The sequence below is a fragment of the Streptomyces sp. McG3 genome (assembly GCF_018619185.1).
Lineage (GTDB): Bacteria > Actinomycetota > Actinomycetes > Streptomycetales > Streptomycetaceae > Streptomyces.
The window spans coordinates 1-12,803 of sequence record NZ_JAAXYC010000238.1 but is presented as its reverse complement, the minus strand read 5'-3'; the positions used below and the strand labels follow the sequence as shown (position 1 = coordinate 12,803).

At 73.7% G+C, this 12,803-nt stretch carries 9 protein-coding genes; 2 read left to right on the top strand and 7 right to left on the bottom strand.

Annotated elements, in window-relative coordinates:
- Positions 1 to 1,572: DUF6350 family protein (locus HET64_RS28835; protein ID WP_215110087.1), on the bottom strand; the 1,572-nt coding region annotated here is incomplete at its 3' end.
- 126 nt (positions 1,573 to 1,698) lie between these two features.
- Here HET64_RS28835 and HET64_RS28830 point away from each other — a divergent pair.
- Positions 1,699 to 2,925 carry a helix-turn-helix domain-containing protein gene (locus HET64_RS28830; protein ID WP_215110085.1) on the top strand — a complete coding sequence of 409 codons (1,227 nt, stop codon included), beginning with the start codon at positions 1,699 to 1,701 and terminating at the stop codon, positions 2,923 to 2,925.
- A gap of 114 nt (positions 2,926 to 3,039) precedes the next feature.
- Here HET64_RS28830 and sucD read toward each other — a convergent pair whose 3' ends face one another.
- From sucD to HET64_RS28800, 6 genes are all read right to left on the bottom strand, one after another.
- On the bottom strand, positions 3,040 to 3,924 hold the full coding sequence (gene sucD / locus HET64_RS28825; RefSeq protein WP_215110084.1) for a succinate--CoA ligase subunit alpha: 885 nt from the start codon (positions 3,922 to 3,924) through the stop codon (positions 3,040 to 3,042).
- Between the two features lie 21 nt (positions 3,925 to 3,945).
- On the bottom strand, positions 3,946 to 5,127 hold the full coding sequence (sucC, locus tag HET64_RS28820; RefSeq protein ID WP_215110083.1) for an ADP-forming succinate--CoA ligase subunit beta: 1,182 nt from the start codon (positions 5,125 to 5,127) through the stop codon (positions 3,946 to 3,948).
- A gap of 399 nt (positions 5,128 to 5,526) precedes the next feature.
- Positions 5,527 to 6,837, bottom strand: a complete 1,311-nt coding sequence (locus HET64_RS28815; protein WP_215110082.1) for a VWA domain-containing protein — start codon at positions 6,835 to 6,837, stop codon at positions 5,527 to 5,529.
- The gene (locus HET64_RS28810; protein WP_251146014.1) at positions 6,834 to 9,368 is read right to left on the bottom strand and encodes a DUF5682 family protein; all 2,535 of its coding nucleotides are present in this window, start codon (positions 9,366 to 9,368) and stop codon (positions 6,834 to 6,836) included. Before HET64_RS28810 ends, HET64_RS28815 begins: the two co-directional genes overlap by 4 nt.
- Positions 9,365 to 10,489, bottom strand: a complete 1,125-nt coding sequence (locus HET64_RS28805) for an AAA family ATPase (RefSeq protein WP_215110081.1) — start codon at positions 10,487 to 10,489, stop codon at positions 9,365 to 9,367. Before HET64_RS28805 ends, HET64_RS28810 begins: the two co-directional genes overlap by 4 nt.
- Positions 10,490 to 10,726: 237 nt before the next feature.
- Positions 10,727 to 11,191 carry a hypothetical protein gene (locus HET64_RS28800; RefSeq protein ID WP_215110080.1) on the bottom strand — a complete coding sequence of 155 codons (465 nt, stop codon included), beginning with the start codon at positions 11,189 to 11,191 and terminating at the stop codon, positions 10,727 to 10,729.
- Positions 11,192 to 11,343: 152 nt separating this feature from the next.
- Here HET64_RS28800 and HET64_RS28795 point away from each other — a divergent pair, with 152 nt between their 5' ends.
- Positions 11,344 to 12,750, top strand: a complete 1,407-nt coding sequence (locus HET64_RS28795; RefSeq protein ID WP_215110079.1) for an SWIM zinc finger family protein — start codon at positions 11,344 to 11,346, stop codon at positions 12,748 to 12,750.
- Positions 12,751 to 12,803 lie beyond the last annotated feature (53 nt).

The window sequence follows — 12,803 nt, the reverse complement described above, 5'->3', positions numbered from 1 at the left end:
CCGCCCCACTCCCGGACCGGCCCCGCCGGCCAGAGCGCCGGACACCGTTTCGGGGCCCGCCCCGGGGGCCGGAACAGCGGACGCGACGAGTACGGAATCGCCCCGCGCCACATCGCCGGAGGCGCCCGCCGCCCTTCCCCGTCCGCGCCACGGCGCCCACCGGCGTCGCGGACGCCCGATGGCGGTCCGCGTCCCCGCCCCCGCCCTCTCCTCGGGCACCGTCGCTTTGGCCTTCGCTGCCGCTTTCGTCGGCGCCGGCGCTGTCACCGGGGGCTCGTCCGCTTCCGGTACGTCCCTGCGCCAGGCCCAGCCCGGGGTGCGCAGGCGCCACAGGCGCAGCAGCAGGACCGCCGGTACGCCGATGCCCGCCGTCCACGCCAGTGCCGCCGGCCCGGCCAGCCACCACACCGGGCCGAACTCCCGCAGCGCCCCGGTACCGAGCGGGCCGCCAGCCACCGCCATGAGCAGCCCCGTCACGGCGCCGCACGCCAGCGCGGCGAGCAGCGTCACCAGCACCGTCTCGCGCCGGCTCCACACCTGAGCACGGGGCGCGTCGGCGGGCGCGGCCCTGCGGGCGGTGAACCAGGCGAGGGCCAGCGCGGCCGCCACCGGCACCGCCAGGGCCGCCCAGTTCAGCGGGGACCCCGGCCCCTGGTCCGGCACGGCCGCCAGCAGGGGGAAGTGGGGTGCCGCCGGAGTCCCGTCGAGGCCCAGGGGGGTGGCGGAGGCTCCCGTACCGAGCGAGAAGCCGGGCCCGAGCCCGTACGAAGCTCCCCACAGTGCGGCGTTCGGCACGAGTGAAGCGGCCAGCAGGACCACGGCGAACCGTCCCGACCAGTCGCCCGCGAGCCCCAGGAACGCGTCCTGCGCCGCCCCCGCGTTCCGCCCGAGCGCCACCGCGACCAGCAGCGCGCCGCCCCCGAGCAGCACCGTCACGCCCACCGCCGCCGACCGGCCCGCCGCCTCGGCCCGGTCCCGGAAGAGCGTCCGCGCGATCGCTTCCTGAAGCACCAGGGGAGACCAGGACGGCAGGGGCCCGAGTGGCCGCCCGGCCGCCGTCCACACCCCGGCCGCCGCCGCACCGGCCACCACCAGCGCCACCGGGAACACCAGCGTGTCCGGGTCCGGGCGCAGCGAACCGCCCCGCGCAACGGCCGCCGCCCCCGCCACGACCAGCAGGTATCCCGCGGTCACCGCGCAGAACGCGCCCGCCTGCGAAGGCCTGGGCTGCCCCTCCTCCGGCTCCGCCGCATCGCGCGCCGCCCGGTGCGCCAGCCAGACCGGGCCCACCACGAGCAGCAGCGGCACCATGGAGACGGGTGCGGGAACGCCGCTCAGGGTGTCGGGCCGCACGAGTCCCGCGCCGTGCGCGAGCAGCCAGACCCCGGCCGCCGCGCGCAGCGCACCACCCGGCCCGCTGTCGGGATACGGGGAACTGATCCACAACACCATGACCAGCACCGTCAGCGCCCCGAGGCCGAGCCCGGCGGCGACGGCCCCCCGCACCAGGGCGGAGGCCAGGGCAAGGGTGCGGTTCCGCTCCACCGTCACCTTCGGGCTGCGTTGCGTCATTTGGGTCACGCCGCCCATGCTGCCAACGACACGCGCTTATTTCGCGTAACGCGCGAACAGCCGTTGTGTCGCTCAATATACGTTTATGTACTTTTTCACTCAGTGCGGTGCTGCCGGGGGTCGTCCATGACCCGGAGCACGACCGACGGGGCCGCCGCACCGCAGCTGCCCTCCCCCAAGGAGCGCCGCAGACTGCGCGAGGCGAAATCGCTGAGCGAGGAGCAGGTGGCGGCGGCGGTCGGCGTCACGCGCGCCACCGTGCGCTCCTGGGAGACGGGGCGCACGAGCCCGCGCGGACGCAAGCGCGCGCTGTACGCGAAGCTCATCGCCCCCGAACCGGAGACGCCCACGGCGACGCCACCAGCGGTCGCGGCCGTGGCAGTGGGTGTGGCGGTGGGTGTGGCCGCGGCAGCTCAGGAGCCCGCTCCCGAAGCCGCTCCGGAAGCACAGGTGCCGGTGGTGGCGGAGGCAGAGGGAAAGGGAAAGGGAGAGAGGGAGGGGGAGGGGGCCACGGAGGCGGTCGACGAGCGGCGTCTCTCCCCCGCCGAGGCGTTCGACGAGCTGTACGCCCGGACCGCCCCCGGCCTCGTCCGGCAGGCCTATCTGCTGACCGGCCGCCGCGCCCTGGCCCGCGAGTCCGTCGAGCGTGCCTTCCAACTGGCCTGGCACCGCTGGCCCGAGGTGGCCGTCGACCGCGACCCGGCCGGCTGGGTGCGCGCGGCGGCGTACGAGTTCGCGATGTCCCCCTGGCACCGGCTGCGCCGCGCGCACCGGCATCCCGACGCCCCGCCCACGGAGCCCGGGAAGCAGGCGCTGTTCGACGCGCTGCTCCACCTGCCCCCGGCCTACCGGCGCACGCTCCTCCTGTACGACGGGGTCGGCCTGGACCTCCCGGAGACCGCGGCGGAGACGGAGGCCAGCACTCCGGCGGCGGCGGGCCGTCTGATGACCGCCCGCGCCGCCGTCGCCGAGCGGCTCCCCGAACTCGCGGCCGCCGGCTCGCCCGCCGAACAGTCGGCCCTGCTGCACGACCGGCTCGGCGGGCTCGCGCGCGCCGAGCACGTCCCCGTACCGCAGCCGGCCCGTTCCGTGCGCACCGGCAGCGAGGACAAGGCGAGGCTGTGGACCCGGGCCGCCATCGCGGGCGTCGCGCTGCTCATCGCCGTGACCGGACTGACCCTGCACACCGCGCCCACCCACTACGAGCCGCCGATCGCCCCCGCCGAGCGGGTCGGGGGCGTCCCGCCCCGCGGTGGCCCGCAGAAGCTCACCGCACAGGACCTGAAGCTCCAGAAGTCGCTGCGCGAGCAGTTGGCGCACGGCCCGGAGCGGCTGATCCCGCAGCTCCGGTGAGCCGTCACCCGCACGGCAGGCGCGTACGCCAACGGCGCGGGCCCGCACTCCTGTGTCACAGGGAGTGCGGGCCCGCGCCGTTCGCAGCGTGTCTCCGCCGCCTGGCCGACTGCGTCAGGCGCCGAGGATCTCGCGCGCCAGCTTGGCGGTCTCGGTCGGCGTCTTGCCGACCTTGACGCCGGCGGCCTCGAGGGCCTCCTTCTTCGCCTGGGCGGTGCCCGAGGAGCCGGAGACGATGGCGCCGGCGTGGCCCATGGTCTTGCCCTCCGGGGCGGTGAAGCCCGCGACGTAACCGACGACCGGCTTGGTGACGCTCTTCGCGATGAAGTCGGCGGCACGCTCCTCGGCGTCGCCGCCGATCTCGCCGATCATCACGATGAGGTCGGTCTCCGGGTCCGCCTCGAACGCCGCGAGGGCGTCGATGTGCGTGGTGCCGATGACCGGGTCGCCACCGATGCCGACGGCGGACGAGAAGCCGATGTCACGGAGCTCGTACATCATCTGGTAGGTCAGCGTGCCGGACTTCGACACGAGACCGATGCGGCCGGGCTTGGTGATGTCGCCCGGGATGATGCCGGCGTTGGACTGGCCGGGGGTGATGAGACCCGGGCAGTTCGGGCCGATGATCCGGGTCTTGTTGCCCTTCGCGCCGGCGTACGCCCAGAAGGCGGCCGAGTCGTGGACGGCGATGCCCTCGGTGATCACGACGGCGAGCGGGATCTCGGCGTCGATCGCCTCGACGACGGCGGCCTTGGAGAAGGCCGGCGGCACGAAGAGGACGGACACGTTCGCGCCGGTCTTCTCCATCGCCTCGGCGACGGAGCCGAAGACCGGTACCTCGGTGCCGTCGAAGTCGACGGAGGTGCCGGCCTTGCGCGGGTTCACGCCGCCGACGATGTTGGTGCCGTCGGCGAGCATGAGCTTGGTGTGCTTCATGCCCGTCGCGCCGGTCATCCCCTGGACGATGACCTTGCTGTCCTTGGTGAGGAAGATAGCCATGGTGGTCTGAGTCCCTCTTCCTTACTTCGCAGCCGCGGCGAGCTCGGCGGCCTTGTCGGCCGCGCCGTCCATGGTGTCCACACGCTGCACGAGCGGGTGGTTGGCGTCGGAAAGGATCTTGCGACCCAGCTCCGCGTTGTTGCCGTCGAGACGCACGACCAGCGGCTTCTCGACCTTCTCGCCCTTGGACTCGAGCAGCGCGAGCGCCTGCACGATGCCGTTGGCGACCTCGTCACAGGCGGTGATGCCACCGAAGACGTTGACGAAGACGGACTTGACGTCCGGGTCGCCGAGGATGATCTCCAGGCCGTTCGCCATGACCTCCGCGGAGGCGCCGCCACCGATGTCGAGGAAGTTGGCGGGCTTCACGTTGCCGTGGTTCTCACCGGCGTACGCGACGACGTCCAGGGTCGACATGACCAGACCGGCACCGTTACCGATGATGCCGACCTCGCCGTCGAGCTTGACGTAGTTGAGGTTCTTGGCCTTGGCGGCAGCCTCGAGCGGGTTGGCTGCGTCCTTGTCCTCAAGAGCCTCGTGGTCCGGCTGACGGAAGTCGGCGTTCTCGTCGAGAGACACCTTGCCGTCCAGGGCCAGGATCCGGCCGTCCTTGGTCTTCACCAGCGGGTTGACCTCGACGAGGAGCGCGTCCTCGGCGACGAAGGTGTCCCACAGGGTCACCATGGCCTCGGCGACACCCTCGGCCACGTCGGCCGGGAAGTTCGCCTGGGCCACGATCTCGCGGGCCTTGACGATGTCGACCCCGTCGACAGCGTTGACGGGGACCTTCGCGAGGGCCTCGGGGGTCTTCTCCGCGACCTCCTCGATGTCCATGCCGCCCTGCACCGAGGCCATGGCCAGGAAGGTGCGGTTGGTGCGGTCGAGGAGGTACGAGACGTAGTACTCCGCCTCGATCTCCGGGGACAGCTCGGCGATCATCACCTTGTGGACCGTGTGGCCCTTGATGTCCATACCGAGAATGTCGGTCGCCCGGGCGACCGCCTCGTCGGGGTCGGCCGCCAGCTTGACGCCGCCGGCCTTGCCGCGGCCACCGACCTTCACCTGCGCCTTGACGACAGACTTGCCGCCCAGCTTCTCGGTCGCCTCGCGGGCTGCCTCAGGCGTGTCGATGACTTCACCGGCCAGCACCGGTACACCGTGCTTGGCGAAGAGGTCCCTCGCCTGGTACTCGAACAGGTCCACGCGCGTCCGTCCCTTTTAGTGGTATCGCGGTTCGTTCTTCTGCGTGGGCGTGCCGCGATGGGCAACGTGACTGCGCGGTCACAAGGAAGGCGTACACGGTGTCCGAGTACGCGGCATGTCCATCCGGCAGGTTATCCCCGCGCCCCGTGTGACCCTAAATCGCAGATCACACCTGAGCGGTGATAACGGTCACAGAGGGTGGCCTCTCCGGCTCCCGGGCGGGGCTCGCCGGGAGCCGGAAGAGGCTGGTCGGAACCGGGGCGCCCGGCCCGGGTCCCCTTGGGCCGAGTGCTCCGATGGGGTGAACCGTGCGGCCTCTCAGCCCCCGGGCACCGCGTCCGTCTCAGGGTGCGAGCAGGTCGCCCTTCTCCGGGTAGGAACGGTTGCGCAAGTCCCTGGTCACTGTTGCGTCTCCTTGTCCGGTACGGGCAGTGGCCTCTTCTCGATCGCCGCCGCCATGACGTCCGGGAAGAGATCCGGCGTACAGGCGAACGCCGGTGCGCCCAGTGCCCCGAGCGCCGCCGCGTGCTCGTGGTCGTACGCGGGGGCGCCCTCGTCGGAGAGCGCGAGCAGCGTCACGAACTGAACGCCGGAGGCCTTCATCGAGGCGACCCTCTTGAGCATCTCGTCGCGGATGCCGCCCTCGTAGAGGTCGCTGACGAGGACGACGACGGTGTCCGCGGGGCGGGTGATCTTCGACTGGCAGTAGGCGAGCGCCCGGTTGATGTCGGTGCCGCCGCCGAGTTGGGTGCCGAAGAGGACGTCGACCGGGTCGTCGAGCTGGTCCGTGAGGTCGACGACCGCCGTGTCGAAGACGACGAGCCGGGTCGAGAGGGTGCGCATGGAGGCGAGCACCGCCCCGAAGACCGAGGCGTAGACGACCGACGCGGCCATCGAGCCCGACTGGTCGATGCACAGGACGATGTCCTTCCTGGCGGACCGGGAGGCGCGCCCGTAGCCGATGAGGCGCTCGGGAACGATCGTGCCCGTCGGCGGCGCGCCTCCGGCCCCCGGGACGGGGAGGTAGTTCTTGAGGTTGGCCCGGATGGTGCGGTTCCAGTCGATGTCCCGGTGGCGGGGCCGGCTGATGCGCGCCGAGCGGTCCAGGGCGCCGGTCAGGGTGGCCCTGGTGCGACTCTCCAGACGCTTCTCCAGGTCATCGACGACCTTGCGGACCACAGCGCGTGCGGTCTCCTTCGTCGTCTCGGGCATCGCCTTGTTGAGGGAGAGCAGGGTGCCGACGAGGTGGACGTCCGCCTCGACCGCCTCCAGCATCTCCGGTTCGAGGAGCAGGGCCGCCAGGCCGAGCCGGTCGATCGCGTCGCGCTGCATGACCTGGACCACGGAGCTGGGGAAATAGGTCCGGATGTCGCCGAGCCAGCGGGCGACGGAGGGCGCCGACGCGCCGAGACCCGCCGAACGGCCACCGGAGCCCCGGCCGCCGGGCCTCTTCCCCGCGCCCCCGCCGTACAGCGCGTCCAACGCACCGTCCATCGCGGCGTCCTGGCCGGTGAGGGTGCGCCCGGTGCTCTCGGCACTGTCCGCGCCGAGCACCATCCGCCAGCGCCGAAGCCGTTCGGCGTCGGGCACGTGCGGGGCGGTGGGCCGCGCCGTCCCGCAGGCCTGTGCCGTCGTCCGTTCCATCGTCTCCCCCGTCGGGTCCGTCGCGCCGTGGTCCGTCGTGCCCGGGTCGGTCGTGGTCGTCGTCATCGAGCCGCCTCCCCGGGATCCGGTCGGTGGCCGATCAGCAGCCGCAGCACCGGCTCCACCGCGTCGGCCCTGGCCCGGTCGAGACCGGGTCCGAATCCCCCGGGCACCCGGCCGGCGTCGCCCCGGCGGGTGCCCTCGGGGACGGGTCCACGCCGGACCAGCTCGCCCAGAGTGCGCCGTACGCCCGGTTCGTAGGCGGAGAACGTGCGGCGCAGCAGCGGCAGCACATCGGTGAACATCTCGGCGGGGACACCGATCAACCAGGCGTCGACGAGGCCGAGCAGCCGCTCGTCGTGGACCAGCAGCATGCCGCCGCCCGACGCGCCGCCGACGAACCCCTCGATCCAGGCGGCGGCGTCGGCGGGCGGCGTTCCGGGCGAGAGCGCCAGACCCATCAGCCGGGCCGCCTCGTCCTCGGCCAGCCGCCCCTCGTCCAGGAGCAGCCGGGTGGCCCGGCCCCGGATGATCCCGGCGACCGCGTCCCGGGCCGCCAGCTTGTGCAGGACCGCGTCCCAGCGCTCCCGCAGTCCTTCGGCGGGGGCCGTCCCGGCGAGCAGGAGCCCGATCGCACCGTGCACGGCCTCCATCTGACCGCGCAGCGCCTCGGCCCCGTCGGTGTCGAGGCCGGTGCAGGCGGGTGGCAGGCCGACGCAGATCCGCTCGGCGAGCCCGGCGGCGACCTCCGCGAGCGCCGCCGTGTCCGTGGAGCGCACGTCCCCGTAGCGCAGGGAGCGGGCCAGGGCGGGCAGCGCGTCCGCGAGGTGGCCGACGTCGGCGTCGAGTGCGGCCCGGTCCGCGAGGGCCCTCATCACGACGGGCAGCGCGTCGGGCAGTCCGGCCAGGAGGCAGTGTTCGGCGAGTGCGGTGACGTCGGCCAGCGCGGTCGCCGCCACGGCCCCCGACTCGGCCTTCGCGGTGGCGGCGGTGAGCACGGTGGTGCCCCACACGCCCGCCTCCGCGACCCGGACGTGCAGTTCCGGTTCCCAGCTCAGCCGCCAGCTCTCCCGGAAGGTGCCGGTGCTGCCCCGGCCCTCGACCGGGGCGCCCCAGCCGACGTCGAGGAGGCGCAGTCGGTGCAGGAGGCGGCTGCGGGCGGCGTCGTTCTCCTTGCGCAGGTCGAGGTCCAGCTCGCGTTCCGACGCCTCCGGCTTGAGCCGGAGGGTGCGCTGGCTGCGGGTCAGGTCCCGTTGCAGCGGGACGGCAGGGGCGGTGTCCGGCACCTCGCCGAGGGTCTCGCCGACGATCAGCCGGTCCCGGACGAGGGCCAGCGGTACGTCGGACCCCTCGCACATGACGGCCCGCACCGCGTCGGTCGTCTCGCCGAGACCGGCCAGCGGGCGGCCCCGGAGGGCGGCGAGGGTCTCGGCGAGCCGGACGGCCTCGATGACATGGGCGGTGGAGACGAACCGGTCCTCCTCGCGCAGCAGTCCGGCGACCTTGGTCATCCATCGCTCGATCGGCCGGTCGGGGACGTCGAAGAGGTGCCCGTACCAGCCCGGCGAGTCGATCCCCGCCCCGTATCCGCTGTGCCGGGCGAGCCGGCGGTGGGTCCAGGGCACCCAGGTGAGGTCGGCCCTGACCTTCGGGAGGCCCTTGAGCAGGGCACGGTCGGCGGCGAGGGTGGTCCGCGCGGCGAGGGCGGGGACGTGCCAGGCGCCGCAGACGACGGCGACGTCGTCCCCGAACTGCTTGCGCGCGGTACGCAACTGGATCCGCATGTACGCCTCGCGCACCGCGTCCCGGGGCTGCCCGCCGTCCCCGTACGCCTCACGGAGAGCGCTCATGGCCTCCGCCAGCGCGACGAACGGCGCGAGCGCGTCGCCCCCGTCGCTCTCGTCCACCGTGGTTCCGGGCGGGCCGCCGGTGGACGTCGCTCGGGTGGACGTCGCTCGGGTAGGCGTCGCTCCGGTGGGTGAGCGGTGTTCGACGACGTCCTCCCACCAGCGTTCGGGATCGTCGTATCCGGCGGTCTCGGCGAGCACCCGGATCGGGTCGACGACCGGAGTGGTCTCTTCCCCGGCCCGCTCCCCCGCCGCCGGCTCGTCGCTCCCGATGCCCGGCGCGGGTTCCTTGAGCGCGAGGGAGTGGGCGGCGGGGAGGTCGATGAAGCGGACCGGGACGTCGTGGTCGAGAGCCCAGCGGATGGTCACCCACTCGGGCGAGAACGCGGCCATCGGCCAGAAGGAGGCCCGCCCCGGGTCGTCCGCGGCATGCGCGAGCAGCGCGACGGGAGGACGCATTCGCGGGTCGGCGGCGAGGGGCAGCAGCGCGTCGCCCTCGGGCGGCCCCTCGATGAGGACGGCGGCCGGACGGGCCGCCGCGAGCGCGGCGAGGACCGCGCGGGCCGACCCGGGGCCGTGGTGCCGCACCCCCAGGAGCCAGGGCCCGGCGGCCGCGCGGGCCCCCGGCCCGTCCGCTCCGGTCGCGGCCGGCGCCCCGATCGCCGCTGCCGTCCCGGTCGTGGTCGCCGCTCCGGTCGCCGCTGCCGCCCCGGTCGTGGTGGTCGGCGCCGTCCCGGCGGGGCTCGTCATGCGGATACCTCGCGGCAGGCGCGGTAGAAGTCCTTCCAGCCGTCCCGCTCGCGGACCACGGTCTCCAGATACTCCTGCCAGACCACCCGGTCCGCCGCCGGGTCCCGGACGACCGCGCCGAGGATGCCGGCCGCGACGTCGCCGGGGCGCAGGACGCCGTCGCCGAAGTGGGCGGCGAGCGCGAGACCGTTGGTGACGACGGAGATCGCCTCCGCCGTGGAGAGCGTGCCGGAGGGGGACTTGAGCTTGGTGCGCCCGTCGGTGGTCACCCCGTCGCGCAGTTCGCGGAAGACCGTCACCACGCGCCGGATCTCGGTCAGACCCTCCGGCGCGGCAGGCAGGTCGAGCGAGCGGCCGATCTGGTCGACGCGCCGGGACACGATGTCGACCTCGGCCTCCGGGGTGGCGGGCAGGGGCAGCACGACGGTGTTGAACCGGCGGCGCAGCGCGCTGGACAGCTCGTTGACCCCGCGGTCCCGGTCGTTGGCCGTGGCGATGAGATTGAACCCGCGGACGGCCTGGACCTCCTGCCCCAGCTCGGGGACGGGGAGCGTCTTCTCGGACAGGATCGTGATGAGCGAGTCCTGCACGTCGGCGGGGATACGGGTCAGCTCCTCGACCCGGGCGGTCATGCCCTCGGACATCGCCCGCATCAGCGGACTGGGCACCAGGGCGTCGCGGCTGGGGCCGTGGGCGAGCAGCTGGGCGTAGTTCCACCCGTAGCGGACGGCTTCCTCGGGAGTCCCCGCCGTGCCCTGCACGAGCAGCGTCGAGTCACCGCTGACGGCGGCGGCGAGATGCTCGGACACCCAGGTCTTGGCCGTACCGGGGACGCCGAGCAGGAGCAGCGCCCGGTCGGTGGCCAGCGTGGTCACGGCCACCTCGACCAGGCGGCGCGGGCCCACGTACTTCGGCGTGATCACCGTGCCGTCCGGCAGGGCCCCGCCCTGCAGATAGGTGGCGACGGCCCAGGGCGACAGCCGCCAACGGGCGGGCCTCGGGCGGTCGTCGGCTGCTTCGAGCGCCTTCAGCTCGTCGGCGAACGCGTCCTCGGCGTGCGGGCGGAGCGCCTCGGCGCCCGCCTCCGGCTCGACGGCCGCGGTGGTTTCGGACACGGTCATGGATCCCCCTCCAGATCGGTCGACCTGATTGGTTCCCACCGTGCACCATGCCACTGACAACGGGCCCTGACCGCAGGTCAGGACCCGTTGGGAGGAACGCGGGACCAGCTCGGTCGCCCCGCCGGACCCGCGCTCGACCAGTCGGACCCGCGCTCGACCAGTCGGGCAGGCGCTCGGCCGGACAGCCGGACAGCCGGACAGCCGGACAGCCGGTCAGCCGGTCAGCCGGTCAGCCGGTCAGCCCACGATCGGCGACACGGCGACGCAGCCGCCCGCCGTGAGCATGCCCTCCCCCTTCGCCTCCTTGATGACCTTGCCCTTGTACGTGATGGTGCAGGTGACGTCGGCGCTGCCCGCGTCCACGGCCATCGGCATGACGGCCGGCGGCATGATGCCGCGCAGCTCGACGGTCTTCTTCCACGGCAGGGTCGGCGCGGTGGCGGTCTCCAGCTTGGGCTCCATGGCCTCCCCACCGCCCCCGTGGTACGTGATCTCGTCGACGCTCTTGCCGGTGACCTCGTACGTGACCTCGTACTTCTCGTCCACGGTCGTGTCGACCGCCTTGCCGACCGCTTCGTCCACCGACTCGGCCGAGCAGGCTCCGAGGCCGAGCACGAGACCGGCGACAGCGAGGGCGTGCGCGGCGGCGCGTACGGGGCGGGTGGTTCTGGCAGTGCCTGCGGTGCGGATGGTGCGGTTCATTCCGGGATCCCCCCTGGATCGGACCGGGCACGGATTTTCCGTACGCGGAGATCGCAGAGAAACGCAAGGGAATGGCAAAGTCAAATCCCGCTCGGAGCGGCTGCTTCGCAGGTCGGAGGGGTTTGTCAGTGGTGCCCTCTACCGTCGGACGCATGCTGCTATCTCACGGGGGAGAGCCCTCGCCCACCGGTGGACCGGTGGCGCGCTGGTCGGTGGAACAGGTGCTGGCACTGGCTCCTGACGACGCGTCACGCAAGGCGGGTACGCGGCTCGGCGCGGCCGGCCCGTGGACGGGCACGGGCCGCGACGCGGCGGGCGCGGTGTGGGGCCTGTGCAAGGGGAGCGGGAGCACGCCGTACCGCACGGTGGTCGACACCACCGGCCCGGCCTACTCCTGCAGTTGTCCGAGCCGTAAGTTCCCGTGCAAGCACGCGCTGGGGCTGTTGCTGCTCCGGGCGTCCGACGAGGCCGCGTGCCGGCCGGGTGAGCCGGCCGACTGGGCCACGGTGTGGATCGAGGCCCGGCGCGGACGCGCGGCGGTGACGGGCGGGCCCGCCGCGGGCGGTGACACCGCGCGGGGTCCCGCCGACCCCGCCGCCGCCAGGAAGCGGGCGGAGCGCCGTGCCGAGCGCGTCACGGGCGGGGCCCAGGAGCTGCAACAGCGCTTGGCCGACCTCCTGCGCGGCGGACTCGCCGCGACGGACCGTTCGGGGTACGGCCTGTGGGAGGAGACCGCGGCCCGCATGGTCGACGCCCAGGCCCCAGGGCTCGCGGCCCGGGTGAGGGACCTGGGTGCGATCACCGGGTCCGGTCCGGGCTGGCCGGTCCGCCTGCTGGAGGAGTGCGGCCTGCTTCATCTGCTGGACACGGCCTGGCTCGGCCGGGAGCTGCTGCCGGACCCACTGGCCGCGACCGTGCGGACGCGAGTGGGACTGCCCATGTCCGCCGAGGGCGCCCCGGTCCGTGACCACTGGCTGGTCCTCGCGCAGTACGACACCCCGGACGGCAAGATCGTCGCCCGACGGATCTGGCTGTCCGGGCGGGAGTCGGGCCGTACGGCTCTGCTGCTCTCGTTCGGCGCGGCGGGCCGGTCCCCGGCTCAGGCGCTGCCGGTGGGCGTGACGATCGACGCCGAGCTGACGCCGTATCCGGGCGGCGGGCAGCTCCGTGCGGAGCTGGGCGAGCAGTTCGGGGTCATGGCCCCGGCCGGGCCTCCGCCGGGGATCGCCGCCGCGGCCGCGCCGGCCGTCTACGGTGACGCCCTGCGGGAGGACCCCTGGCTGGACGCCTGGCCGGTCACCCTGCGCGATGTCATACCCGTGCCGGCCAAGGACGGCTGGCAGGTGGCGGACGCGCACGCCGAATCCGCGCTGCCGATCGCCCCGGCCGCGCTGTCCCGGCCGGGGCTGTGGAAGCTCGTCGCCCTGTCCGGCGGCGGCCCGGTCACCGTGTTCGGCGAGGTCGGCCACCGCGGCTTCGACCCGTTCGCGGCCTGGGACCCGGGCGAGGCGGAGGAGGGCGGGGGCACCACGGACGGCAGGATCGTCCAACTGATCTGACGCCCCCCCGACGCCTCACCCGACGAGCTTCCACAGCCCCGGCCGGGACAGCG